A 25,846-nucleotide genomic window follows, 5' to 3' on the forward strand; every position below is an offset into this window, starting at 1 on the left:
AGAAGTATCAAAATAAAATTTAGTCGAATTATAAAATAAAAAAGCACTCAGGCTAAATAGCATGAGTGCTTAATTCAACTATTCAAAAATTAGAATAAGTTGCTGAAGAATTGTTTGATATGATCGATTAAACGAGCAAAGAAACCTGCTTCTTCAACTGGCTTTAATGCAACTAACGGCTTTTCAGCAATTACTTTGCCGTCTAGGCTAGCAACAAGTTTACCGACAACTTGACCTTTTTGAAGTGGTGCATTTAAGTTAGGTTGAACGACTAACTGAGTTTTAATGCCATCAGCTTTACCTTTAGGCATAGTCACACTAAAGTTTTCAGCTAAACCAACTTGAACTTCATCTTCTTTGCCAAACCAAACTTTTGCTTTTGCAAGAACCTGATTGGCTGGTTGAACATTTGCAGTTTCAAAGTTTGCAAAGCCCCAAGCCAGCAATGTACGCGTTTGATCGGCACGTTCAGACATGCTTGGAGTACCAAAAATCACTGAAATTAAACGCATTGGACCGCGTTTACTTGAAGTAGTTAAGCAGTAACCAGCTTCATCTGTATGACCTGTTTTTAAACCATCTACACTTGGGTCGGTGTAAAGCAAGGCATTACGGTTACCTTGTTTAATACCATTAAAAGTAAATTCTTTTTCAGAGTAAATTGGGTAGTATTTTGAGCTGTCTTTAATAATATGTTGTGCTAACACAGCCATATCTTTTGCAGTTGAATAGTGGCCTTCAGCTGGCATACCAGTCGAGTTAATAAACTGGGTGTTTACCATGCCGATACGTTTTGCTTCCTGATTCATCATATGAGCAAACGTGCCTTCATTTCCAGCAATATGTTCAGCCATTGCTTTTGATGCATCATTACCTGACTGGATAATAATACCGCGGAGCATTTCTAGAACTGTCGCTGTACCGTTTAAAGGAACATACATACATGATTCAGAGCTACTTCCTTTACACCATGCAGACTCGTTCATACGAACCTGCTCATTTTCAGTCAGTTCACCTTTTAATAATTTTTGTTCAATGATGTAACTGGTCATCATTTTTGTCATAGACGCAGGTGCAAGCTTTTCGTTTTCATTTTTAGAAGCGAGAATTTGGCCTGTCTCATAATCCATTAATACATAAGACTTATTATTTAATTCTGGCGGAGCTGATAAGACAGTTGCTGCATAAGAAAAACTTGGTAAGAGGAGTAGTGCAGCAATAGCGCTTTTTCGAGTCATTCTAGGTAATTCCAATATCTTGTATGAAGCAGAAGAGCCTAGCATTTTAGGATAAAGCAAAGCCGACTTCTACGGGAGAAGTCGGCTTTTTCAAACAGTATTGTAACTCAAGAGTTTTTTACTAATTTAGTTTTGCGATTGATATGCTTTCACGTCTTGGCAAACTAATGTGTTTTGTTCATCACCAGCAGCTTTCGCATCGCTACGTGCTTCTTTTAAGTATTTCTTGAAAGCTTTGTCTTTACTACGTTTTTCTAATGCAGAAACAGCATCGGTTTCATTTGGTAGGTAGTCTTTAACTAAACGTTCATAGCCTTGAGCAAAATCAGCGTCTTTTTTACCAATCAAACTTGGACAAATTTCAGAAAGCACTTGAATTGCAGCTAATTCTTCAGGAGTTGTGCCTTGTTGCGGAGTGACTTCAACAACATTTTCATTTTCGGTTTTCTTTTCAGTTGTTTTCTTCTTATCAGCAGCAAAACCAGCTGTTGCCATGCTCATAAGTAAAACCAAAGAGAGCGATTGAACTAAGCTTTTCTTCATAAACATCGATAACCCAAAATAAAATTTCTAAATATGCCGTTAGCTTAACCAATTTAGAATTTAAAAAAATGGAAAAAATGTATTGTTATGTTGGTTTTCTGCTTAATGGCAAACAGAAAACCCAAAATGAATAAGTTTCTAGATCACAAAAGAGTAAGATCTATTCTTTATAATTAACGATCTCTTCACAGAGCTCATGTTGTTCATGATGGTCCATTTGTTTTGCCGCAAGACGTGCTTCATTTAATAAAGTTTTAAATTCAGCATCATTTTGTAGAGTCGCTAAGGTCATTGATTTATTTGAATAACCACTTAAATACATCGCAATAATCTTTTGAGCGTTTGACTCAAGTTTTTTATTTGTTCCGACAAAAGCTGGGCAGATTTCCTGCAAAACTTGCGTTGCGGCAATGTCATCTTTAATTAAGCTATCAGCCTCTTGTGTTGAGATATCCTCATCTGCAAGAACCGCTTGCGTACACAATGTGATACTGATCCCCAATACCTGAAAAAAAGGAGCGAAAGTTTTCATTTTTTCACAATTTTATAATGCTATGGAGGCATAAATATATATAATTCAACAAATAATTCAATTGTGAAAACCTTTAGGTTTATTTGTAGAGAAAGATTTTAGTGAATATTTTAATTGCGAATGATGACGGTGTTTTTGCGCCAGGTATACAGGCTTTAGCTGAAGCATTAAGACCACTTGGACGCGTGGTTGTGGTTGCACCAGAAAGTGAAAGAAGTGGTTTCTCAAGTGCATTAACATTGGATCGACCATTACGCCCCATTCAAATTGCCGAAGATGTTTGGGCAGTGAATGGTACACCAGCAGATTGTGTTTATTTATCCATGAATGGATTGTTTGATTTTGAGTTTGACTTGGTCGTGAGCGGAATCAATAGTGGCGCGAACTTAGGTGATGATGTTTTATATTCGGGAACGGTAGGGGCCGCATTTGAAGGTCGTTTAATGAAACAACCTGCAATCGCTGTGTCTTTAGCGGGTCCTGATGTGCGTGCCTATAACAATAAAGAAGATTATGCTCAGGCTGCTAAATGGGTACATGATTTTATTGCAAGCGGATTACCAGCTTTGCCTCCGCGACATATCTTTAATATCAACATTCCTGATGTACCGCAGTTAAAAGGGGCGCAGATTACATATCAAGGTCGCCGTGCTCAATCTAAGCCTATTACCAGTCATGTCGATCCACGAGGCCGTCAGGTTTACTGGATTGGATTAGCAGGTGAGGCGGTTACAGATCCGCAGCGTGTTTCAAGCCAGATTCAATCTGATTTCTTTGCGGTTGCAAATGGCTATGTAAGCGTTACACCGATTCAAATGGATGCAACAAATTACGCCGTTTTAGAAGATTTACAGCTCAGTTTGAGTCAATAATCTGCTTCGAATGTTATAACTTTGTGAATAAAGAAAAAGAGGAACGTGTTTCCTCTTACTTTTTTGGTACTCTTAGCCGAAATGATTTGTAGCATTTAGTGAGGGAGATCAATGCATTTAATTGGGCAACAAAGCAGAGTGCATATCCAAAAAGACAAAATAATGAAAATTATGATGTTGTCTGTAGCAGTAGGCTTTACTGCGGTTATGGCTGGATGTGCTTCTAAACCACAAATTAATAATAGTTCTCGCTATGCAATGGCCCCTAACTATTACACAGTTCGTTCAGGTGATACTTTAAGTGGTATCGCAATGCGTTATGGCCTCGACTATATTAGTATTGCCGAAATGAATGATATTGCTCCGCCATATCGTATTTATGTTAATCAGTCTTTGCGTTTGAAGAAAGGTTCTTCACCAAGAACAGTATCTACGCAAGTCATGGCACAACCTGAGCAAATCAAACGTCAAACAATTGCTCTACCAACCACACAACCTGTTACGCCAGTAACTCAGCCTACAACGACCGCGCCGTCAACGAATACGACAGTGACTTCGGTTGCACCAAATTCTAGTTTACGCTGGATAAAACCGAATAATGGGCCAGTGATTCAAGGGTTTAATTTGGCAAATAATGTCAAAGGAATCCGTTATGGTGGAAATCAGGGTGACCCTATTTATGCTGCAGCAGATGGTCAAGTTGTTTACGCGGCAGATGGCTTAAAAGAATACGGCAATTTGGTTTTAATTAAGCATATTGACGGTTATATCAGTGCCTATGCCCACAATAGCAAGATGTTGGTGAAAAGCGGTGACAATGTAACTGCTGGACAAAAAATTGCCGAAATGGGCTCTACAGGAGCATCTCAGGTTATGCTTGAGTTCCAGATCCGTTTGGATGGCAAACCAATTAATCCTGTAAATCTTTTACCAAAATAGCTAATGCATAAAACTTAGGTTTCCTCGTATAATATAATTGGTTGCTTTCATTACAACAATAAGCATTTTTTTATAAATTTAGAATTAGATTTGAGGAAACCTATGTTAGATCAGCTTCGTGCGATGGGTGTTTTTGCTTGTGTGGTTGAAAAAAGTTCATTCAGTGGTGCGGCACGTGAATTAGGAATTACAACAAGTGCAGTGAGCCAGCAGATTCGCTCCCTCGAGTATGAAATGGATGTAATTCTATTACATCGCTCCACTCGTAAACTTAGTTTGACAGAAGCCGGACAGGCTTTTTTTTCAAGCTGTCAAGAGATGTTGGCGGCGGCTGAAAGGGGAAAAATCAGAATTAATGAGTTGAGGGATGACTTAATTGGGGATTTGCGTATAGCAACAACTCCTGATTTAGCAGTTCAGCACATTATTCCTGCATTATCTCACTGGATGTCAGCTCATCGCGGTTTATCTGTGCATTTTGAGGTTGGACATCGTTATATCGATTTGATTGAAGAGCGAATAGATATTGCAGTACGTATGAGCTCTACTCCAGTAGAAGAGAGTAGCTCTGTCATTCCAATGGCTTTTGTAGATCAAATTTTAGTAGCTTCTCCAAGTTATCTAAATCAGTCTAGTCCAATTGTGCATCCTAATGATTTAAGAGATCATGAGTTATTGTCGATCAATGTCATGAATGACGCACATCATTTCCATTTTCACCATGTAAAAACAGGTGAAACACTTAATGTTGAAATGCAGAGCCGTTTGCAGAGCAATAATTTACAAGTTGCAAAGGCGTTATGTCAGCAAGGGCATGGTATTGCACGAATTCTATATTTAGATGCTCAAAAAGAGTTAAAAAATGGTTCTTTGATTGAACTCATGCCAGATTGGAAATTACCAACATTTACTTTGTATGCAGAAGTTGCCAAACATGATCAACAACCAATGAAAATTCAGCGCTGTGTTGAAGCACTTAAACAATATTTTAGTCAGTTAGCAGGAGGACGAGCGATCCAAATCGTTCGCTAATTTTGCCACTCTAAAAGTAAAAAGGGCCTGTATTTGACAGGCCCTTTTTTTATTATTTCTGTTTTAAGGTTGCAACTTCTTCTACACTTTCTTGCGGCAGATCTTCCGCCGTAAGCTCTTCATGCTTCTTAATTTTTTTCTTATTTTTCTTTTTCTTCTTTGGCTCCTCTTCAATTTCTGCGCCATCTTCAATGGCTTGCCAATATTCGAGTTGCTCCATTACAGCAGCATAAATAGAGTGTTTACTGTACTTACCTTTTTTGTCGAGTGTACCGACAGGGCGGGCCATTAAAATCTCAAGCGCTTGATCAATGGTATCAATCGCATGGATATGGAATTGACCACTTTGTACTGCATCAATTACATCTTGGCGTAACATCAAATGCTGCATGTTTTGACGAGGAATAATGACACCTTGTTTGCCAGTTAAACCTTGTAATTTACAAGCATCATAGAAGCCTTCAATTTTTGCATTTACACCACCAATTGGTTGAACTTGGCCTAACTGGTTCATAGAACCTGTAATTGCCCATGATTGATCAATTGGTATTTGGCTAATTGCAGAAATTAATGCAGAAAGCTCGGCAACTGTTGCACTGTCGCCATCTACTTGCCCATAACTTTGTTCAAATGCAAGCGCAGCAGAGAAATGTAAAATCTGTTCACGACCAAAGTGAGCTTTTAAGAAGCTCGACATAAGTAATACGCCTTTGGCATGTAGTGAACCACCAAGCTCTACACTACGTTCAATATCAAGAATATCGCCGCCACCTTGATAGACTGATGCAGTCAAACGTGAAGGTAAACCAAACTCAACATCTGCATAGTGAATAACAGAGAGGGCATTAATTTGACCTAAACGATGACCAGAAGTTTCGATTAACTGAGTTCCACGTGACAGATCTTGCCAGTAAAGTTCTCTTAAATAGCCTAAGCGATACTGTCTGTGTTGTAGTGCCAAGTTAATGTGCTGGTCAGTTACAAGCTTTTCATTGGCTTTAAAAGCATGGTGATGTGCTTCTCGAATGAGGTCGCCCAAAGTTGAAGCATGTAATGACAGTGAGCTTTGGTCTTCTGCCTGACGACTTGAGTCGGTAAGTAAAGCTGCTAAAGCACTGCGGTCAAACGGAAGTAATTTATCCGCTTGTACATAATCAGCAATTAGCTGCATGTAGGCTTGTTCATTTTCGTCATTACGTTGTAATGTATCGGTAAAATCTGCACGAATTTTAAAGACACTACCAAGCTCTGGTTCTACTTCTAAAATTTCATAATAAATTTCAGGTTCTGCCATAAGAACCACTTTAATATCAAGCGGAACAGCAGCAGGTTCAATCGAGATAGAGCCTGTTAACGTCAGCATATGTTCAAGAGAAGAAAGCTTGAGTTGGCCTGATTTTAAGGCGCGCTTTAAGCCTTGCCATGCATAAGGCTGTTCGAGTAATTGCTCTGCCTCAAGCATTAAAAAGCCACCATTCGCTTGATGTAGGGCACCTGGACGAATGAGCGTGAAATCTGTGGTAATTGTACCGTTGTGAGTAAGTTGTTCAACATGACCAAGCAAGTTGTAGTGCGTTGGGAAATCTTCAAAAATAACCGGTGCACCACTGTTTGGTTTGTTTGAGACAATTACATTGGCCTGATAACGTGCTGGCACACGATTAAACATTGCCGGAGCAAAGTCATCTTCTTCTTGCTCTAAAATGAGTTCAACATTATCAATTACATCTTGAGCATATTGTTTTAAATAATCTTCAAGGCCTTTGACTTGACCGTATTTATTTAAAATCAAATCCATGCGTGGCTTAACCACTTGGGTCGCGATGTCTCGATTCAACACAGAGACTTTGTCACGTGCGTCATCTTCTAAATCACCTAAATGCAAACCAAGACGCTCGAGCTTTTTATCCATGTAGCGAACATTCGCTGCAATTTCAGCACGTTGCTTAGTATTTAAAGCATCAATTTCTGTTTGAGTCAGTTCTTGCACCTGATCATCTTTTACTTGCACAGGTACAAAGCCATGCTTTTCATTGCGAGAGATGAGTTTTAAGTCGAGCTCTTCGCCTTCTTTGGTTAACTCGACAAGCGCTTGTTGCTGCTCATCTCCAGTTTCCTCACGGATACGCTCAATACGGTTATGATAGGTCTCGGCACTAAAACGGCGTTCAAGCTGTTTTAAAATAATTTGCCAAGTTTGATGAAGGGCATGTTGAAACTTTGTCCCTTGTCCAGCAGGGAAGCGTAGAGCAAGTGGTTGGCGTGCCTGCTTAAAATTATAGACATATACCCAGTCATCTGGAGTAGGCATTGTTTTCGCATGTTGTTGGAGTAAACGCTTAATCATGGTGCGTTTACCCAAGCCTGCTGTTCCTACCGCAAAAATGTTATAGCCAGAGTAGGGTAAAGAAATCCCTGCTTCTACCGATGCTTTGGCACGATCTTGCCCTAAAAAGTTATTAAGCGGTTTTATACGTTTTGTAGAAGCTGGAATTTTTTCAAAATCTGGAATATGTGTTAGTTGTTCGGGTTTTAAGGCTGTTTTATCCAAAGTCATTTTTATATCAGGTTGCTCAAAAGCTGAAGGAAATGCATTTATTGTGACGTTTGTGGTGTTTGTTTTAGCGAGTGATAAAGTTGAGATGGTCACTTGATCAAGTTTTTGTGTCACTGTTGATATCCAGCAAAAGAAAACGAAGGTTGAAGCTTAAAGGTATACAGGTTTAGCATAAAATATCAAGCAAACTTGCCGTTTTTATCGCCAAAACAAAATTGATTGCATAAAGAATCTTGAAAGGAATTGTAAGAAGGGTTTGAATAGGCACATTTATAATTTATGGAAAATAAAAAACGAATGAGTGCTGAATCAAAAGGGTGGAAAAGTTCCTTTATGGCCTTCTTGGATCGCCGAGCAATTATTATGTTGTTTTTAGGCTTTTCATCAGGAATTCCCATATTTCTAATTTTTTCAACCTTATCATTTTGGTTGACTGAAGCTGGAATTAACAGAAGTACTATCACCATGTTCTCTTGGGCAGCTTTGGCTTATTCGTTCAAGTTTATTTGGGCACCTTTGATAGATAAATTACCACTTCCTTATTTAACAAGAAAAATGGGGTTAAGACGTAGTTGGCTATTAGTTGCACAAATTTTGGTTATCTGTGCAATTTGCTTAATGGCATTTACAAATCCCTTACCGAATACTTCTGATTTTGGCTCATTTTCAAATCTGACCATTATGGCAGCTGCTGCTATTTTCCTTGGCTTCTCTTCAGCTACTCAAGATATTATTGTTGATGCTTATCGTATTGAATTAACTGAAGATCCTAATGTGCAAACTGTTTTAGCTTCAACGTATAATGCTGGATATCGTACTGCTACAATCATTACACAATTAGGTGCGTTATTATTTGCGGCTTCACTGGGTACAGCTGTTGGTAATTATATATATGAAGCTTGGCGAACTACATATTTATTAATGGCAGGCCTCATGGGTATAGGAATAATTACAACATTATTTATTCATGAGCCTGAAGTTAAACGTATTCAACATCACTATCAAGCTAAAGACTATTTTCAGTTATTCTCGGTTTTTGTTATTTCAACCATCGTTTTTGGGATTAGCTTTTACCAAATTGGTTTAATTTTTGATTCGCTTTCTATCGAAGATGCTTTTTTAAACTTTCTACTTTTAGTCATTAAATTTTTAATTAGTATATCAATTGCGGTTATTGTAATTTTTGGGTTAATTAAGTTTGGTCTAATTAATAAGAAAATTGTTGTAGAAACATGGTTGTCACCTTTACTAGATTTTTTTAAGCGATATGGATTAAAAGTTGCTTTAGCAATTTTATTGCTAATAGGTTTTTATCGTATTTCAGATGTCGTTGCTGGTGTAATGGCTAATTTATTCTATTTAGACTTAAATTTTGATAAAGAGGAAATTGCTTGGTTTAATAAGTTTTTTGCAATCTTCTTTGTCATATTGGGTGGTTTTCTCGGAGGAATGTTAGCGCAACGCTATAATGTAATGAAAATGATGTTGTTAGGAGCAATTTTAGCAAGCACTACCAACTTGATTTTTGTTGGATTAGTTAAATCTGGCGCTACTATGCAAAATGTTCAAGTTCATATAGGGGATCACACTTATATTACAAGCCCTGATGAAGTGGGAAATTGGTCACTAAAATTTCCGAGTAATACTTTGACGTCAGCTCAGAATGAAGTCTCAATTAATTCTCAGCCTGTAGGATATGCTGAACCTTTAAAGATAAACCTTCCATTAAAAGTATTTAACTCAGAATCCCAACCAGATATTTATGTTCAAGCAATTGGTGGAGATAATCTTTTATATAAAGATGAGCTGAAAAAAGATGTAATTCTTCATGGTAGTTTATTGAATCTACCTAAAAATGGTGAGCTAAAGTCCGTTAGTATTTTATTGAATTCACAAAATAAAATAGAAGGTAAGATTAAAGGTAGTGATTGGAATGTTATTATTCCTGGAAATGATCTTGCTAAACTTAATTCAATACAAGTAGAAGCAAATTATGAAGCCAATAAGCAAATACATACTTTAACTTTAAACCATTCTTATCAAAAACAGCTAGAAGAGAATCAACCTCGTTATCGTATGAGTTTATCCGATATTCCAGCGATTCCGATTGATAAAAATATGGATATCGAATTGAAAGGAAAAGTAGTTGTTCCTTATAGCAAAGTTTGGTTAGTAATGGGCATCATATTTGATAACTTAGCCTCTGGATTAGCTGGGGCAGTTTTTATTGCATTTCTTTCTAGTTTAACAAGTGTGTCATTTACTGCTATGCAATATGCTATTTTTAGCTCGCTAATGCTGTTGTTACCAAAAACGATTGGTGGTTACTCAGGTACAATAGTGAATCATATCGGTTATTCAGGCTTTTTTACGGCTACATTTTTGATGGGATTACCAATTTTATTACTCGTGATTTGGGTGGGTAAGTTGTTGGCTAATCAATCATCAAAATGAAAGTTTCCTAGGAGATAAATATATGCGAATGCTTCATACAATGTTGCGAGTAGGCAATTTAGAACAATCTTTAAAGTTCTATACTGAAGTATTAGGGATGAAGTTACTTCGTAAGCGTGATTATGAAGAAGGGCGCTTTACACTAGCATTTGTTGGCTATGGTGATGAAGAAACCAATACCGTGCTTGAGCTTACCCATAACTGGGATACATCAAGTTATGATTTAGGCAATGCCTATGGTCACATTGCCATTGGTGTTGACGATGCCTATAAAGCGTGTGAAGAAATTAAAGCACGTGGTGGCAAAGTTGTGCGTGAAGCGGGGCCAATGAAAGGTGGTGTTACTGTTATCGCATTTGTTGAAGATCCAGACGGCTATAAAGTCGAATTGATTCAACAAGATGCTAATGCGACAAATAACTAAAAATTGACTGTGATGCTTTAAGAATTAGTTCTTAAAAGCCTAGCTTTATTTTTTTAGCCCAGTATGATGAACGCTTGACCAAATGGTCAATTTATCAACTGGGTTTTTTATTTATCTAGAATAATCATAGGATATGGCTATGCTGAAGTTATTGGCTCTTGATCGATTTACAGTTTTGTTAGTTGGAATGGTACTACTAGCAACATTTTTTCCAGTCAGTGGTCAAGCAGCTCAATATTTCAATACACTGACCACAGTCGCGATTGCAATCTTATTCTTTTTGCATGGCGCGAAACTATCACGTGAGGCTGTAATTGAAGGTATTTTGCATTGGAAAATGCATTTACTGGTCTTCGCATTTACTTTCTTTATTTTCCCTGTGATTGGTCTGTTGGCTAAGCCAATTTTATTACCTCTGTTAGGTCAACAGCTGTACTGGGGTTTTTTATTTATGTGCTTTTTACCCTCTACAGTTCAATCTTCTATTGCATTTACGTCGGTTGCAAAAGGGAACGTGGCGGGAGCGGTGTGCAGTGCATCTTTTTCAAACTTGATTGGTATGTTTATTACACCAGTCTTGGTGAGCTTCTTTATTTTAGGCCAAAGCCAACATGGATTTGACCCGACGACTTCAATTATACAAATTACATTATTACTGTTAGTGCCATTTATTTTAGGTCAATTATTACGTCCTTATATTTTCCCTTATATGGCAAAAGTTCCGAGTATTGTTAAAGCATTTGATCAAGGCTCGATTTTGATGGTGGTGTATGGCGCATTTAGTGGAGCAGTAGTGGCAGGGCTCTGGCATCAAGTAAGTTGGAAAACTTTACTCATTCTAACAATTGCGTGTTCAGTACTTTTAACGATCATTATGCTGTTAGCACTTTACCTACCGCGTGCTTTAGGTTTTAACCGAGCAGATCAAATTACAGTTTTCTTTTGTGGCTCCAAAAAGACCTTGGCAAGTGGTGTTCCGATGGCGCAAATCTTATTTATTGGCCAACCTTTAGGCATGATCGTGTTACCTATTATGATTTTTCACCAAATACAGTTAATGGTGTGTGGGGTGATCGCAAATTACTTGGCTAAATCCCAAGATTAATTCGCAAAAGAAAATTATTTGACGTATAATGTTGCCCACTTGTTGTGCTTAGCTCTAACCCTAGAGGTTTCGGTGGGCCAAAAGAATGGTCTGTTGTGGTGTTGATCTGCTCATTTTGAGCCTGTCCTCAACTTAAGTTGAGAGTGATCAATTGCGATGACAGCTTAAGCCTTTCTTCCAATTAGGAGTAATCGACGATGCGCGCCGATATTCACCCAAAATATGAAAAATTAGTTGCAACTTGTTCTTGCGGTAACGTAATCGAAACTCGTTCTGCTTTAGGTAAAGAAACTATCTACCTTGACGTATGTTCAGCTTGCCACCCATTCTACACTGGTAAGCAAAAGAATGTAGACACTGGTGGTCGTATCGACAAATTCAAACAACGTTTTGCTGGTATGTCTCGCTCTATCAAGCGTTAATACTGCAACACGAAACAAAAAACGGGCTTTATGCCCGTTTTTTGTTTTTCAGCACAAGACCATTATTGGTCTTGTACGTCTGTTAATCGATCAAGTTTTTTCTGGAAATAGCGACCTTGCAAGAAACGCGTTTCCACATTCCATGCGTTAGCAAATAAGTTCATATCATCTAGATCACTCAGTAAAATCCCTACAGGTTTTACAGTTAAATAGTTCAAAACCTTTTCTTGTAAGCGTGCTAAACCATCATCTGAGTTTAATAGCTCAGTTTTCTTCGATTGCAGTTTTAAATATTGAACGTCTAGTTGCTGCAATATTGATTCGCTATACATAGAAGAGCTGAAATCCCGAATCGAAATTTCTGCGCCGTGTTGACGCAGGCGAGCTATGTGTTGCTGAGCAATTGCAAGATGAGGCTGAATTGCTTGTTCTGAAAATTGTAAAACCAGTGGGCTTTCAAGCTTACTACCAATAATGGTGAGTAGTTTTGAAATTAGCTCGGGGAAGGATTTATCTTTGAGTAAGATATCAATATTCAGGTTAATAATCAGTTTAGCTTTCGGGTACTGAGTAATAAAGTTATGTAGTTGCTTACATGCCTCAACCAAAATCCAGCGATCTAATTGAATAGAAAGGTCACTGTCTTCTCTTAATTCAGCCAAGTCATTTATGTCATACCATTGTTCATCGCTAATAAAACCGCTAGTCACCTCATAGTTATGGGTTTCTTGATCGTGTTTATCGTAGATCTGTTGATATTTTAAATGAATTTCACTTCGAGCTAGCTGCTGCTTTAATTGCTGCAATAATGAAGATTGCAAAGGAGCATCGACTTGCTCAAGACTTAGATCAAGCGATATAGAGGATTTGACAGGCTCAGGAGCGATAATGTCGATAGTTGGTGCCAACTCAATTTCTGCCTGCGCCTTAGGTAACTCTTGTTGACTTGTTTGGGCCAGTAAGCTTGTAAAGCTATCTTCATTTAAAGGTTCAGTAATTGGGGCATAGCTAAGCTTAAATTGGATCGAGTAATTAAGCTCATTAATCTTTAATAAATGCTCTTTTTGCAAACTTTGCAGACTAGTCAGTTGGGAGTTAAGGACTGTGCTGTTTTCAGCTTGTAAAATGCCAACATATGCACCAAGTTCAATATTAAAAATCGGCATTTGCGCGTGTTCTTTTAAGAAACTGTGCAGCTGATTAAAATATTGTGCAGGAGTTTGCCATTCTTGTTGAAATACTCGCTCTGGGCACTGATTTACTTTAAATAAAATTAATGCGTTGGCTTGAGCAGGGTAGGTCGATAGTTGTCGATTAATTTGTTGCCAAGGCGTTTGTACACCATAACTCTTTTCTGAAAAAAGTGTATTTGCAGATGTTTTAAAATCCAGTTGATAGTCAATGGTTAGCTGTACTGCATCTTCTTCCTGACTAGGAATAAACTCTAGTTTTAGAGCATTGTTACCTGCGATTGCTGCATGTTGACTCTGAATTTCAAAACGTGCCTGATCGAATTGGCCTAATGAAATTTTCTTAAATCTTTGTTTAAAAACATTTAAATCATCAGGTTGTAAAACATCTAAGATTGGCAGGCCAATAATCTCGTCTTCTTGCTTAAATCCAAAAAGGTTGAGGTATTCTGTATTTGCCTTAACATGCATCCCTTCTTGAAAAAGGGCAACAGCTTTATGGCTATTGTTGACCAATGTTTGTGTATGGGAGTGAATTGTTTCTAACTCATTTGTCAGGCGTTGTTCAGTCTGCAATAAGTGGCTATACGACAAGGTCCGAATAAGAGTGATATAAAAATAATCTAATGGTTCTAATGGAACTACATCATAAATACCTTTTTGAATATAAGCCTGATATTGCTGAGGCTGATAATCGTCGGGCTGTAATAATAAAACAGGTAAATTTGGCTGTTCAGATGCTTGAATGAGGGAGAGAGTTTGTTCAATTTTTAGGTCATAAGCACGACCAAAAATAATAGCATCCCACGGCGTATTTAACTGTTTTTCAAAACTTTTTAAATCATCAAGTAATAATGCCTGAACTTGATAATCATTCCCCAATAATAAATTTAAAATCTGGTTATAACGTAGCTGGTTGTCATCAATAATGAGTAAACGTGTTTCAGTACGTTTTAACTTTTTAGATAATAAAGAGTTTCTCACTTTAGTGCTTCCCATAAATCTTGAGTGCTAGAGTTATTACCCTTTTTCATCATGAACTGATCAAGCAGACCTTGTTGCTGCTCATTCAAAAGCTCGAAATGAAATTGAATAAAACTTTGCGTAATGAGCTGTGCTTTGAGTAGATACACTTTGATTTCTTCTGTCCCCAATCGTAAATGAATTGTTTGTTGCTCTCTAAAAATTTGAGAGCCCGGTAAAATAAGCGTATTTTGTATTTCTTCTAGATTTTGTGTTTGTAGTAGTAGTGCGGGATGATAATTGCGAGTATGGCGCTCAGCTTGAATATGCACTGAACAAGGGAACATGGCTTGCGACAAAATCTCTAAACCTAACTCTAGGGATTTTTCGGTCGATTGCTTAATCCAGCGAATTACACCGCCGCGCCATTGCCCATGCAAAGTTTCTTTAACTAAAATGTATTCACCAGTTCTTAAGTTTTTCGGTGCTTCGCCAGACCATTTAATACGATATCCATTGACACTAATATCGAGAACGGTGGTTTGATAAATGGTTTTGCTTTCACGACTCAAGCGTTGATAAGAGCTTGTTTGTTGTTCTTTTTTCTCTAAGTTGGATAAAACTTTAGATTCGCTTTGTAAGTTATAGTTATGGTTAAGCTGTAGCGTTTCTTCAAAGTTTTTTGCTTTTGATAAATAGAAATGAGCTGTGCTTAAACCAAAACAAATTTGAAGCTCTGCATTGTACTCATAACGTTCATGACGACGTTGAGCCGTGGTTCCTAAAATCGTTTGAACATGAAATTTTAAAGCTGGGCTTAAATAAAACTTTTCATTCTTAGAAATATATTGAGCATTTTTATGCATGGTTGCAGTGACATGCTCAAGTAAAGCTTGCGTACCGATGAAGATGCTAGGGTTAAAGTTAGAGCTACGCTTTGTATTATAAACAGGCGGATGGTCCTTATTTGGATCGACCACATATTTCGTTAAAGCAGTATCTTTCGGCAAAATATGAATCATTCTTGCCCAGTCAAAACTACATTGAAACAATGCCTGAATTTCTGACTGACGAATCTGGTTCGTATTTAAAATATCCAGCAAAATCAACTGAGCATAAGCTTGTGTAATATTCGCTAAAGGGTGTTGTATGCCCTGAATATGGTTAATATTGATGAGATGGTATTTGTATTGAACTGCGGTTTCATACAGCTGATGCGCTATTAACCATTGACCTTTAAGAGGCTCGCTATAAAGCATATGCTGCTGATAAAGCAGACTCGTTAATTGTTGTAGCGCATGAAACGTCGATAAAGTACGCGCCGTTTGCAGATTCTTTTTTTGCTTATAGGCAAAGAGTGAAAACTTTTGATGCTGTAGTTGCTCATGACTATTTTGCGCAATATTTAAATAAATACTGGCGAAATAGCAGCGGAGCAACATCGCTAATTCAATAATGTGCTCATTACGATCTGTACTAATCACGCCTTGGTTAAAGAAGTTTTTCTCTAGGCTGGCGAGTACATTGTTAATGGTCGGATGAAGCGTTTGTATGAGGTCGAAACGTAAGGTTTCACTACATTTTAATTCATTGAGCTCTAAAATAGCTGTGAATAATGCTTTTGACGTATCACCGAGTTGCATAATAGAAAGGGTAGTGACCCATTCATTAAGATCTTTAATATTGGCTTCACAAAAGCTTAACCGTTCACGAGAGAGTTCGGTTTGATTGTGAAAAATGTCCGACAGCGCATTATTCATCATCACTTATTATATAACTCAAAAAGTTGTAGCCCCAAAAAGCGGTGTTTTATTCTTTTCGCCCGCAATTTCCCTGACGAGTTTAGGAACCAAATACCCCGGTAGGTTCGCTAACACGTCACGATAGATATCATCTATCTTGGATGATTCTAAATCAAAATGTTGTGCACCTTTTACTTTATCTAAAACATGTAAGTAATAAGGCATAACGCGAGCTTCAAATAAACGATAACTTAAATCAATTAACGTCTGTGCAGAGTCATTGACACCTTTCAGCAATACTGCCTGATTTAGTACAGTAATGTGATGGTCAGATAACTGCAACAATTTTGAACAAGTAAAGTCATCGAGTTCAGAAGCATGGTTTGAGTGTACCACCAGAACTATACGCAGCCTACTGTTTTTTAATAAAGAAATCAGCTGTTCGTCGATCCGGTTAGGAATAACAATTGGGACCCGTGAGTGAATTCTCAGAATCTGGATTTGTTTGAGAGATGATAGGCGTTCTAACCAAAGTGCTAATTTACGGTTAGAAAGCGTAAGCGGGTCACCACCACTTAAAATGATCTCGTTAATGTTCGGGTTTGCTTCAATATAGTTTTTAATATTTAGCCAATCTTCATTTTTTGGCAAATTTTCTTGATAGGGGAAATGTCGACGGAAGCAATAACGGCAATGAACGGCGCAAGCACCCGTCAAGGTTAATAAAAAACGCGATTTATATTTATGCAATACACCTGGTAATTGATTTGCTGCTTCTTCGCCTAATGGGTCAGTAACAAACTCAGGATGTTCTTCGAGTTCTAAATGATGGGGTAATACTTGTAGCAAAAGCGGGTCAAGCGGGTTTTTAGCGTTCATTTTTCCGACGAACGCACGAGGAACACGCAATTTAAACTTTTCAGAAGCCAGAATCGCACCCGATAATAGCTGTTCTGAGGATAACTCGAGTAGGCTTAGCAATTCCGAAGGATCAGTAATAAGGTCACTCAGTTGAGATTGCCAGTTTTGCTCTTGGTATAAATAGTTTATCATTTGACACGATTAAGATAATGCAACAACGCATTATATCGCATAGTTGACTTGTTAAGTTTGGAGTGTGCCTTTCATGGCCTATTATTCTACAAATGATTTCAAAGCAGGCCTTAAGGTTATGCTTGATGGTAACCCATGTTCAATCATGGAAAACGAATATGTAAAACCAGGTAAAGGTCAAGCGTTCAACCGTGTAAAATTACGTAACCTTAAAACCGGTAAAGTATTAGAAAAAACTTTCAAATCAGGTGACTCTTTAGAAGCAGCTGACATCGTTGAAGTTGAAATGGAATACCTATACAACGATGGTGAAATGTGGAACTTCATGGATCCTGTATCTTTTGAGCAAATCGCGGCAGACAAAATTGCTATGGGCGATGCTGCTAAATGGTTAAAAGACGATTCAAATGAAAAATGTACAATTATGTTGTTCAACGGCGTACCTTTAACAGTAAGCCCACCGAACTTCGTTGTATTGAAAATTGTTGAAACTGATCCGGGTGTACGTGGTGATACATCTGGCGGTGGCGGTAAACCAGCTAAGCTTGAAACAGGTGCGGTTGTTCGTGTTCCGTTATTTGTTCAGCAAGAAGAAAGCGTTCGTGTAGATACTCGTACTGGCGATTATTTAGAGCGTGCATAATAGTTAAAAAATACACTATTATCGAAGGGATGATGTAAATCATCCCTTTTTTTATGCGAAAGTATAAGAGGAAAAAAGAAAAAGGAGGAGTAGAGTCACAGGGATTAAGAGAAACAGTACATAACAATATAAAAATGCTGTAGTTATTTATTGAGAGGTTAAGAATGGACACAATGCAAGCGAAATCTACGCTTCCCTCCAAGCTGGTCTGGAGCCTAGTGGCAATAATAGGTGCAATTTCTTTTGGGATGCTGGCACTCAGTCGTGGTGAACATGTCAATGCGGTTTGGCTTGTACTTGCTGCAGCATGTGTATATAGCATCGCATATCGATTTTATAGTCTATTTATTGCAACTAAAGTATTTGAATTAAACCCAAGACGTTTAACCCCAGCACATCGCTTGGCCGATGGTCTGGATTATGTTCCCACCAATAAATACGTGCTTTTCGGTCACCACTTTGCTGCAATTGCAGGAGCGGGGCCATTAGTCGGACCAATTTTGGCTGCACAAATGGGCTTTTTACCAGGAACGATCTGGTTATTGGTCGGTGTGGTTCTGGCGGGTGCGGTACAAGACTTTTTAGTTTTATTTATTTCAACACGTCGAGACGGTCGCTCACTTGGTGAAATGGCAAAACAAGAACTCGGTTCTTTTGCCGGTATTGTGGTCATGCTTGGTGCGCTTGGGGTAATGATTATTATCCTTGCGGTACTGGCATTAGTTGTGGTGAAAGCACTTGCCCATAGTCCATGGGGTGTTTTCAGTATTGCAGCGACGATTCCAATTGCATTGTTTATGGGCGTTTACATGCGTTTTATTCGCCCGGGACGTATTGCCGAAGTTTCTATTATCGGCTTCGTTTTAATGATGCTTGCCATTGTTTATGGTGGACAGGTTGCAGCAGATCCTTACTGGGGTGAATTTTTCACTTTAACAGGAACACAGCTTACATGGTGCTTAATCATTTATGGATTTATCGCATCAGTTTTACCAGTCTGGTTATTGTTAGCACCACGTGATTATCTATCAACCTTCCTTAAAATTGGCGTCATTCTTGGCTTGGCCGTTGGTATTGTGATTGCATTACCTGAACTAAAAATGCCAGCAGTGACTCATTTTATTGACGGTACTGGCCCTGTATTCTCAGGTAGCTTATTTCCATTCCTATTTATTACTATTGCCTGTGGTGCCATTTCTGGTTTCCATGCGCTTGTATCAAGTGGTACAACACCAAAACTCGTTGATAACGAAGCTGACATTCGTGTGATTGGCTACGGCGGCATGCTCATGGAATCTTTCGTCGGTATTATGGCGATGATCTGTGCAACTGTCTTAGACCCAGGTGTGTACTTTGCAATTAATGCGCCTGCGGCTGTACTCGGTACAACTGTAGAATCTGCGGCAGAAGCCGTGCGTAATTTAGGCTTTGTCGTTACGCCTGAAATGCTAACCGTATTGGCTCAAGAAGTAGGTGAAAGCTCGATTCTTTCACGTACAGGTGGTGCGCCTACCTTTGCGATTGGTATGGCACATATCATTTCTGAAATTTTCAATAGCCGCCAAATGATGGCGTTCTGGTACCACTTTGCGATTTTATTCGAAGCATTATTCATTTTAACTGCTGTCGATGCGGGTACTCGTGCTTGTCGTTTCATGGTACAAGACACTGTGGGTATTGTTATTCCTGCGGTTAAATCTTCAAGCTCATTCTTTGGTAATTTGCTAGGTACTGCTGTTGCTGTAGGTGGATGGGGCTTCTTCGTCTATCAAGGTGTGATTGATCCGTTAGGTGGTGTCAATTCACTCTGGCCTTTATTTGGTGTGGGTAACCAGATGTTGGCTTCAATGGCACTCATTTTGGGTACAGTTATTCTGTTTAAAATGAAAAAAGAAAAATATGTATGGGTAACGATTTTCCCAACAATTTTCTTGTTCATTACCTGTATGACTGCGGGCTGGCAAAAGATTTTCCACGAAAATCCAAAGATTGGTTTCTTAGCACAAGCGAATAGATTTTCAGATGCGATTGCGCGTGGTGAAATTCTTAAACCAGCAAAAACACTTGAAGAAATGCAGACGATTGTGATGTCAAACCAAATCAACGCTGCGCTTTGTGGCTTCTTCATGATCGTTGCGATTGTGATGGTAATTGCTGCAATTGGTATTGTGCGCCGTGCATTAGCAAGCCCGACACCAACTGCTCATGAAGCACCAGCTGTATATGCTGATCCGAAAGTGGTCACCCCACGAGGAGAGTAATGATGAATTTTAAATTTGCAAAAAATGGAACTGTTATTATTGCGAAAATCATCAAAATGACAGTGCTCTCGCAAAAAGAGCTATTACTTTCTCCAAAGAACTGGTCGCGTATTGCAACCTTATGGCAGCGTTTGCAGCAAAGCTTTCGACTGATGGTTGGGGTTCCAGACTATCAAACTTATCTGGAGCACATGAAAGCGCATCATCCTGATTTAACCCCAATGGATGCGACGACTTTCTACCGTCATTGTGTTGATTCGAGATATCCATCGGCAGGTGGGAATTTAAAGAAATGCCCTTGTTAAGTTGAGATTAATAGTCAACTAAAGAAACGGTATGTGGTTAAACCATGTACCGTTTTTCTTTTTTGGAAAAGGAAAAAGAGTTTGCTTAAAGTCTGCTCATTTGTATTTTTTTCGATGGTAAATCACTTGTTTTGCTTTTGAAAAATGAATATTATGCTTTCCATTCTAGGTGTATAGCTCAGTTGGTTAGAGCGCTACGTTGACATCGTAGAGGTCTCCAGTTCGAGTCTGGATATACCTACCAAGATTTAAAGTCATATAAACTCGAATAGCTTTATATGACTTAAAAAGCCCTAAACTATAATGGTTTAGGGCTTTTTTTTATTGGTTTAATAAATTTCTTAACCGAGATTGCTTCTAAAAAAATAATAATTAAAAAGTAAATCCTTCTTTTTGTAAGACCAAGCTAAGGGAGTTAAAAATAATGATATCTAAGCTTTTGAATATAATTTCTTATTTGAATACATTGAAATAAAGCTTAATAAAATAGTTGAAATAAAATGTTTTAGTAAAATTTTTGACCAGTAATTACGTGAATAGTATTTTAAATTTTTTATTGGTCATAATTTAAAAAATACCAATTGGTAAATGTAAGCTATCAATTATAATCAATAAATTTACTTATTTTTTAATTATGTTATTATGCGCCCTCATTTTGGTAAGCCAAAATGGCTTATTAGAATGATTTTTTAAATTTATAAAATTGGAAACTTCATGTTAAATATAACTAAATATATAATAGCTTTAGCTTCAATATTCATGGTAACAACTAGTTATGCTGCTAGTGCTTTGGATGTATCGCCAATTTGTAAAAAAGTTGGTAAAGATCTAGATAGCTATATAAATAGAGGGGCGCATTGTTTAGAGTCAGAACCATTTGAAATTCCATTGACTGATGCAAAAGGATTAAATGTAGGTACTGCGAAAGTAGTTGCATATGTTTATTCTGATAATCCAAAAAATGCATTAACTTGGACATTCAAGTATAAACTGCGCACAAAAATTATAGGGCAAACTGGTGATTCTCTAAAAGTACGACCTGAGTTGTACTGTTATAACTGTACAACAAAGACTGTCTACGGCAATCCAATTAATTTAGTAAATGGTTTATCTTTAGAATCTACCACTACTTTCACCCCATCTAGCACTGAATTGGCTTCTTCAAATCCCTTATTTTTATCTCCAAGTGTATCTTTTCAAGTTGTCAAAGCGAACGCTTCATTTAATGATGCGGCAAGTTATGAACCAGGGATTTATAGTCCAGGTGTTCGCTGTGACATAGGTAAAGCTAAGGCAAATACGAAAGGATGTGTATATCCAGATGTACCTCCTGTTCTTACTACAATTAAAATTACTGATCCAGATGTAGATGAGTCTGCAAAGCATATTAAAGAAGCATTTGCGGCTGGACAGCCAGGTAAATTTATTGCAGGTTCAACCAATTCAGTTTTTCCTAGTTCAAGTGCATCTGCCTTAACTCGGTTACGAGATGCTCAAACTCGTAAAGATAATCGTGCCGAATCTGTAAAAATGTGCAAAGTCAAATATGGACCAACGGTCGGTTCAAAATGTTTCTTTACAGGTGATTCTGATGAAGTTGCAACTGATTGCGATTGTGATGAGTTCCCGTTTGCAGCTACTCATCAAGGCGGCACAGGTGCCTCAGTGAAAAAAATTGATGCATCTGATAACCGTAGAGCAGGTAGCCGCTTAGGGTCTTTCTTTAATACCGAACGCGTTTTAGATGGTGATAAGTTCTTTATTAATGTTGATTAATAATTAAAATTAGTGAAGTACCTCCTATTTGAGGTACTTCTAGGATCTATATTTATGCAAAAAAAACTTCCAATACCAGATAACTTACCAAATCATTTAACGGACATTTTTTATCATATCAATATAAATTTGCCTAAAGGTGATTTAAAAGAAACTGTAAAATTAGATGAAGCTGTAAATCAAGTTAACGCAAGTGATATATATGCTTTACAGGATTATCCTCTGCATAATTTATCTGAATATGCGGGTTGGGCTCTTAACTCAGAAACAACTCAATCTGCAAGTAAAGATAGCCCTGTATTAATTACTCATTGGTACTATTGGGGACAACAGCTTTATAGATCTATTAATCCGTATAAATTAGATCTAAAAACTCCAAGTTTGTTAGAAATTCCTGCCTATACAAAATTACCAGAGTCTTTAGATTCAGTGATTGCTCAACAAGATGAAAGATTAGATCTTTCTGATACTGAGGCTAAAAAGATTACTGGTTCTATTCCTGCCATGCATGGTGTTATCCCAAAGGGCAGTATATTTAAACAAGGCGATGTGATTCTAAAAAAAGATGAGAAACTGACTCCTGAAAAATTAATTGTTTTAAGACGAGCGGGAATCAAAGAATTATCTATATATAAAAACCCCAAAATTCTCATTGTAAGTATGCATTCTTTTGATAAAGAAGAAATGAGTGAGGAAAGTTTGTATGTTAAAGATGTCTTGAAAACATGGGGCTATGAGCAAGTAGAAATCAAATCACTCAAACCTGAACGTTTTGATGCTGCATTTAATAATCTTAAAAAAGATAATGACCCAGCTTTAGATGACTCATTAACGACGAGCAGGGACGATTATATAAAATTCTTTGAACAACAAACTTCAAACTTTGATGTCATTATTTGCTGCACATATCAAAATAATCGTTCTTCTTTATTCCAGCTTGAAAAACTTCCAATCTTTGATCAAAGCAGCATGTCATCAGCCTTGAATACACGTTGTATGCCAGCTAATGAAATTAAAATTCTTAAAGGACAAGATAGGACTCCACCTAGTCGTGAGACTGTGCAGATATATGATGAAAGCGGTAATCATAAAGGTATGCGTGTAGTCGTTACAGAAGACAAAGCGACTATTATTAATTTACCGGGTGACATCCAAGATATTGCGATTCTAATGCATGCTTTTGTGAAATATATTTTGAATAAGCACATCTCAGACTTTTTTGATCATGCTTACTTTAAAGGTAAAACTGACATAGAAATTGTTCCTAATGTGACAAATAGAAAGTTGTTATGGGGGTGTTATAAGGCTCAAGAAAATGGGGAATATGTATTGGAAATTATTGAGCAACAACAGTCATATCAGATAGAGCCATTTGTTAAAGCGAATTGTATTGTGATAGTACCTTTTCAAGAGCAGACAATTGCAAAAGGCACTGATTTATATTTTATGAAAATAGGTTAAGTCTAATTTCTATTTATAATTTAATTGAGCGGTGTAACCTTTAAACTTGTTAAAAGGTTACAACCTATAAAGTTATAGCTGCCAAAACCTCACCTTTATAAACCCCACTTTAACAATAACTATCTCATTATTTATCCTTACTTTTTAATGATCTAATTTAAAACAAATGTCATTTTGTGTGCTTGACTGCTAAAGGGCAGAGCACTATCCTTTGCCTGCTGGCCACATTGCCAGCCGGCTTTGACAGGCTGAATAATAACTCCCGCATCAGAGCTTTTCTTTCTGAGGAATAGTCTTGTGTGGTAGCTACTCGTTCCTTTCCCGTAGCGGTAGGACGGGAGAGGGACACCCTCGGGTGTGCTAGTTTGAGTTATTACTAGTCTGTCAACCTTCTTCCGTTCTGCCACCATAATTCTATAAATGTCTGGCAGAACTCCCAATAAAAAGGAGTTGGCTTTGCACATTCATAATTTCTTGGCAGCGGCTGCCAAAAGCTATAACGACACAACTTAAAAATTTAAAGCAGCTTGATGCCCTTTAGGGTTTTCAGGCTTTAAGTCATTACGGCTCAAAAAACTTGCATTAACTATAAAACTTGAGATGTGCCAAGCACAGTCTTACGGCTTTGCTATGCCTTTTTTTCTCCCAAAAAAGTATCTCGTTTAGAAACAACAAGAATTTATAACGGTAAAAATATGCGAAATTTAGTTCTCTCAACACGTGCGATCCAAATCATTAATACATCGATTCATTTGTTTCACCATCACGGATTTCACACAGTGGGCATCGACCGAATCGTGAAAGAGTCTCACACTCCAAAAGCAACTTTTTATAACTACTTTCATTCTAAAGAGCGATTTATAGAAATCTGTCTGATCGTGCAAAAAGAACGCTTAAAAGAAAAAGTAGTCTCAATTGTTGAGTACGATCAAACTACAAACGTGAAGGAAAAACTTAAGAAACTTTATTTTTTACATAGCGATGTAGAAGGGCCGTACTATTTATTATTTAAAGCAATTTTTGAAACCAAACTCACCTATCCAAAAGCATATATCATCGCAGTGAGATATAGAATGTGGCTCATCAATGAAATCTATAGCCAACTTAGAATACTTAAAAACGATACGACTTTTCAGGATGCCAAATTATTTTTATATATGATTGAAGGCGCAATTATTCAGCTTTTAAGCTCGGGTGCGGCAATCGAGCGAGAAAAAGTGCTGGATTGTTTTTTGGTGGGGTTGGTTTAATGCAACTTTTATTTATCAAAAAAACAACTTGTTTATTAAACATGACTCATATAATAAATGGGAACACAACAAGCATCTCTATAGCTTGATCTAGGAGGTCGTTATTTGAAGTTATTTATTATTATATTCATAGTCATTTTTTCTAGTATTGGGCTCATTTGTTTAATCGCACTACTCAGAAATTTAAAAAATTATTCACCATCGGGTGAGCATGATCATTCATCTGCTTCAACACATCATTTTCACGATAATAGTCCCAGTCATCATCATAGCTCTAGTTATTCAAATGACTGTTCATCATCATCTTCAGATTCAGGTGGATGTGATGGCGGCGGTGGCGGGGGAGATTAAAAAAAGCCCTTTTATGCAAAGGGCTTTTGATGATTTAAGGTAAATCGAACCAGATAAATTGACTGTCTTCAGTTGCGTGAATTGTCGCTTTATCTTCAAAAACTAAAGCATCGCCTGCTTTAACTTCTTGATCGCCAATGCGGACTACACCTGAAATTACGTGCACATAGTTCACTTTTTTAACCGTATCAACCGTTAACTCATGTCCTTTTTCCAATACGGCAGATTTTACTTCTGCATTTTGGCGAATATGCATTGGTGCATTTGCATCAGGACCTGCAATTAAATGCCATTTGTTTGGATCTTTGCGTGGGTCAAGATTAATTTGCTGGTAATTTGGCTCTGCATCTCTTTCATCAGGAATAATCCAGATTTGTAGTAAATGTACAGGCGTGTCAGTGTTGTTGATCTCACTGTGGGCAACACCTGTGCCGGCACTCATGAGTTGCCATTCACCCGCTTTAATCTGGCCTTCATTTCCCATGGTGTCGCGATGTGAAATTGCACCATCTAGCACACAAGTTAAGATTTCCATGTTGTCATGGGAGTGCGTACCAAAACCATTATGTGCATCAATCTGGTCGTCATTAATTACACGTAGAGCGCTTACACCCATATATTTAGGGTCGTACCAACTACCAAATGAAAAGCTATGATAAGACTCTAACCAGCCTGCTTTTACATGACCTCGATCTTCACTACGATGTAGATAAGCATTCATGATCTAATCTCC

At 37.7% G+C, this 25,846-nt stretch carries 22 protein-coding genes and 1 tRNA gene; 15 read left to right on the top strand and 8 right to left on the bottom strand.

Going from position 1 to position 25,846, the window contains the following annotated elements; translation table 11 throughout:
- Positions 1-89: 89 nt before the first annotated feature.
- The 3 genes from dacC to H7R46_RS05245 form a co-directional block, all read right to left on the bottom strand.
- A complete protein-coding gene (dacC, locus tag H7R46_RS05235; protein ID WP_002118558.1) occupies positions 90-1,238 on the bottom strand; it encodes a D-alanyl-D-alanine carboxypeptidase PBP5/6 in 1,149 nt (382 codons plus the stop codon).
- A 126-nt stretch (positions 1,239-1,364) separates the two neighbouring features.
- Positions 1,365-1,787, bottom strand: coding sequence for an MCR_0457 family protein (locus tag H7R46_RS05240; protein ID WP_002118406.1), 423 nt, complete (start codon positions 1,785-1,787; stop codon positions 1,365-1,367).
- Between the two features lie 154 nt (positions 1,788-1,941).
- Positions 1,942-2,313, bottom strand: coding sequence for an MCR_0457 family protein (locus tag H7R46_RS05245; RefSeq protein WP_005067984.1), 372 nt, complete (start codon positions 2,311-2,313; stop codon positions 1,942-1,944).
- A gap of 101 nt (positions 2,314-2,414) precedes the next feature.
- Between H7R46_RS05245 and surE the strand changes: the two genes are divergently transcribed.
- From surE to H7R46_RS05260, 3 genes are all read left to right on the top strand, one after another.
- Positions 2,415-3,185, top strand: coding sequence for a 5'/3'-nucleotidase SurE (surE, locus tag H7R46_RS05250; RefSeq protein ID WP_005067986.1), 771 nt, complete (start codon positions 2,415-2,417; stop codon positions 3,183-3,185).
- 111 nt (positions 3,186-3,296) lie between these two features.
- Entirely contained in the window at positions 3,297-4,124 is an 828-nt protein-coding gene (locus H7R46_RS05255) for a peptidoglycan DD-metalloendopeptidase family protein (RefSeq protein WP_005067987.1), read from the top strand.
- A 102-nt stretch (positions 4,125-4,226) separates the two neighbouring features.
- A complete protein-coding gene (locus tag H7R46_RS05260) occupies positions 4,227-5,156 on the top strand; it encodes a LysR family transcriptional regulator (RefSeq protein ID WP_005067988.1) in 930 nt (309 codons plus the stop codon).
- Positions 5,157-5,208: 52 nt separating this feature from the next.
- Here H7R46_RS05260 and H7R46_RS05265 read toward each other — a convergent pair whose 3' ends face one another.
- Positions 5,209-7,827: a Lon protease family protein gene (locus H7R46_RS05265; RefSeq protein ID WP_005067989.1), complete on the bottom strand. Its 2,619-nt coding sequence runs from the start codon at positions 7,825-7,827 to the stop codon at positions 5,209-5,211.
- Positions 7,828-7,992: 165 nt separating this feature from the next.
- Here H7R46_RS05265 and H7R46_RS05270 point away from each other — a divergent pair, with 165 nt between their 5' ends.
- The 4 genes from H7R46_RS05270 (at position 7,993) to rpmE (ending at position 12,118) form a co-directional block, all read left to right on the top strand.
- Positions 7,993-10,167: an AmpG family muropeptide MFS transporter gene (locus tag H7R46_RS05270; RefSeq protein ID WP_005067990.1), complete on the top strand. Its 2,175-nt coding sequence runs from the start codon at positions 7,993-7,995 to the stop codon at positions 10,165-10,167.
- A 22-nt stretch (positions 10,168-10,189) separates the two neighbouring features.
- The gene (gloA, locus tag H7R46_RS05275; protein ID WP_005067992.1) at positions 10,190-10,591 is read left to right on the top strand and encodes a lactoylglutathione lyase; all 402 of its coding nucleotides are present in this window, start codon (positions 10,190-10,192) and stop codon (positions 10,589-10,591) included.
- Between the two features lie 133 nt (positions 10,592-10,724).
- Positions 10,725-11,696 carry a bile acid:sodium symporter family protein gene (locus tag H7R46_RS05280; RefSeq protein ID WP_014207306.1) on the top strand — a complete coding sequence of 324 codons (972 nt, stop codon included), beginning with the start codon at positions 10,725-10,727 and terminating at the stop codon, positions 11,694-11,696.
- A gap of 197 nt (positions 11,697-11,893) precedes the next feature.
- Positions 11,894-12,118: a 50S ribosomal protein L31 gene (gene rpmE, locus H7R46_RS05285; protein WP_001200845.1), complete on the top strand. Its 225-nt coding sequence runs from the start codon at positions 11,894-11,896 to the stop codon at positions 12,116-12,118.
- A 62-nt stretch (positions 12,119-12,180) separates the two neighbouring features.
- Here rpmE and H7R46_RS05290 read toward each other — a convergent pair whose 3' ends face one another.
- Genes H7R46_RS05290 through epmB form a run of 3 tightly spaced genes read right to left on the bottom strand, consistent with a single transcriptional unit; the run spans position 12,181 to position 17,066 of the window.
- A complete protein-coding gene (locus tag H7R46_RS05290; protein WP_005067996.1) occupies positions 12,181-14,292 on the bottom strand; it encodes an EAL domain-containing protein in 2,112 nt (703 codons plus the stop codon).
- The gene (locus tag H7R46_RS05295; protein WP_005067998.1) at positions 14,289-16,034 is read right to left on the bottom strand and encodes a hypothetical protein; all 1,746 of its coding nucleotides are present in this window, start codon (positions 16,032-16,034) and stop codon (positions 14,289-14,291) included. The genes H7R46_RS05290 and H7R46_RS05295 overlap by 4 nt, the downstream gene beginning before the upstream one ends.
- 15 nt (positions 16,035-16,049) lie before the next feature.
- Positions 16,050-17,066, bottom strand: coding sequence for an EF-P beta-lysylation protein EpmB (gene epmB, locus H7R46_RS05300; RefSeq protein ID WP_005067999.1), 1,017 nt, complete (start codon positions 17,064-17,066; stop codon positions 16,050-16,052).
- Positions 17,067-17,139: 73 nt separating this feature from the next.
- Here epmB and efp point away from each other — a divergent pair, with 73 nt between their 5' ends.
- From efp to H7R46_RS19495, 8 genes are all read left to right on the top strand, one after another.
- Entirely contained in the window at positions 17,140-17,709 is a 570-nt protein-coding gene (efp, locus tag H7R46_RS05305) for an elongation factor P (protein ID WP_002118666.1), read from the top strand.
- 164 nt (positions 17,710-17,873) lie between these two features.
- Positions 17,874-19,970: a carbon starvation CstA family protein gene (locus H7R46_RS05310; protein ID WP_005068001.1), complete on the top strand. Its 2,097-nt coding sequence runs from the start codon at positions 17,874-17,876 to the stop codon at positions 19,968-19,970.
- Positions 19,970-20,275, top strand: a complete 306-nt coding sequence (locus tag H7R46_RS05315; protein ID WP_000980869.1) for a YbdD/YjiX family protein — start codon at positions 19,970-19,972, stop codon at positions 20,273-20,275. The genes H7R46_RS05310 and H7R46_RS05315 overlap by 1 nt, the downstream gene beginning before the upstream one ends.
- 167 nt (positions 20,276-20,442) lie before the next feature.
- Positions 20,443-20,519 (top strand) — tRNA-Val (locus H7R46_RS05320).
- Positions 20,520-20,989: 470 nt separating this feature from the next.
- Positions 20,990-22,051: a NucA/NucB deoxyribonuclease domain-containing protein gene (locus tag H7R46_RS05325; RefSeq protein ID WP_005068002.1), complete on the top strand. Its 1,062-nt coding sequence runs from the start codon at positions 20,990-20,992 to the stop codon at positions 22,049-22,051.
- Positions 22,052-22,105: 54 nt separating this feature from the next.
- On the top strand, positions 22,106-23,512 hold the full coding sequence (locus H7R46_RS05330) for a hypothetical protein (RefSeq protein WP_005068003.1): 1,407 nt from the start codon (positions 22,106-22,108) through the stop codon (positions 23,510-23,512).
- A 695-nt stretch (positions 23,513-24,207) separates the two neighbouring features.
- The gene (locus tag H7R46_RS05335; RefSeq protein ID WP_005068004.1) at positions 24,208-24,762 is read left to right on the top strand and encodes a TetR/AcrR family transcriptional regulator; all 555 of its coding nucleotides are present in this window, start codon (positions 24,208-24,210) and stop codon (positions 24,760-24,762) included.
- Positions 24,763-24,867: 105 nt separating this feature from the next.
- The gene (locus tag H7R46_RS19495; RefSeq protein WP_078225176.1) at positions 24,868-25,113 is read left to right on the top strand and encodes a hypothetical protein; all 246 of its coding nucleotides are present in this window, start codon (positions 24,868-24,870) and stop codon (positions 25,111-25,113) included.
- A gap of 34 nt (positions 25,114-25,147) precedes the next feature.
- Here the strand turns inward: H7R46_RS19495 and H7R46_RS05340 are convergent, their stop codons facing one another.
- Entirely contained in the window at positions 25,148-25,834 is a 687-nt protein-coding gene (locus H7R46_RS05340) for a pirin family protein (protein WP_005068005.1), read from the bottom strand.
- Positions 25,835-25,846: the final 12 nt, after the last annotated feature.

The sequence above is a fragment of the Acinetobacter sp. BEC1-S18-ESBL-01 genome (genome assembly GCF_014169935.1).
Lineage (GTDB): Bacteria > Pseudomonadota > Gammaproteobacteria > Pseudomonadales > Moraxellaceae > Acinetobacter > Acinetobacter pittii.

Coding starts and splice junctions, on each gene's coding strand:
- H7R46_RS05325 (WP_005068002.1), top strand. CDS start 20,990: ATGTTAAATATAACTAAATATATAATAGCTTTAGCTTCAATATTCATG.
- H7R46_RS05240 (WP_002118406.1), bottom strand. CDS start 1,787: ATGTTTATGAAGAAAAGCTTAGTTCAATCGCTCTCTTTGGTTTTACTT.
- gloA (WP_005067992.1), top strand. CDS start 10,190: ATGCGAATGCTTCATACAATGTTGCGAGTAGGCAATTTAGAACAATCT.
- H7R46_RS05270 (WP_005067990.1), top strand. CDS start 7,993: ATGGAAAATAAAAAACGAATGAGTGCTGAATCAAAAGGGTGGAAAAGT.
- H7R46_RS05310 (WP_005068001.1), top strand. CDS start 17,874: ATGGACACAATGCAAGCGAAATCTACGCTTCCCTCCAAGCTGGTCTGG.
- H7R46_RS05255 (WP_005067987.1), top strand. CDS start 3,297: ATGCATTTAATTGGGCAACAAAGCAGAGTGCATATCCAAAAAGACAAA.
- H7R46_RS05315 (WP_000980869.1), top strand. CDS start 19,970: ATGATGAATTTTAAATTTGCAAAAAATGGAACTGTTATTATTGCGAAA.
- dacC (WP_002118558.1), bottom strand. CDS start 1,238: ATGACTCGAAAAAGCGCTATTGCTGCACTACTCCTCTTACCAAGTTTT.
- rpmE (WP_001200845.1), top strand. CDS start 11,894: ATGCGCGCCGATATTCACCCAAAATATGAAAAATTAGTTGCAACTTGT.
- H7R46_RS05260 (WP_005067988.1), top strand. CDS start 4,227: ATGTTAGATCAGCTTCGTGCGATGGGTGTTTTTGCTTGTGTGGTTGAA.
- H7R46_RS05330 (WP_005068003.1), top strand. CDS start 22,106: ATGCAAAAAAAACTTCCAATACCAGATAACTTACCAAATCATTTAACG.
- H7R46_RS05335 (WP_005068004.1), top strand. CDS start 24,208: ATGCGAAATTTAGTTCTCTCAACACGTGCGATCCAAATCATTAATACA.
- H7R46_RS05295 (WP_005067998.1), bottom strand. CDS start 16,034: ATGATGAATAATGCGCTGTCGGACATTTTTCACAATCAAACCGAACTC.
- H7R46_RS05340 (WP_005068005.1), bottom strand. CDS start 25,834: ATGAATGCTTATCTACATCGTAGTGAAGATCGAGGTCATGTAAAAGCA.
- H7R46_RS05280 (WP_014207306.1), top strand. CDS start 10,725: ATGGCTATGCTGAAGTTATTGGCTCTTGATCGATTTACAGTTTTGTTA.
- H7R46_RS05245 (WP_005067984.1), bottom strand. CDS start 2,313: ATGAAAACTTTCGCTCCTTTTTTTCAGGTATTGGGGATCAGTATCACA.
- efp (WP_002118666.1), top strand. CDS start 17,140: ATGGCCTATTATTCTACAAATGATTTCAAAGCAGGCCTTAAGGTTATG.
- epmB (WP_005067999.1), bottom strand. CDS start 17,066: ATGATAAACTATTTATACCAAGAGCAAAACTGGCAATCTCAACTGAGT.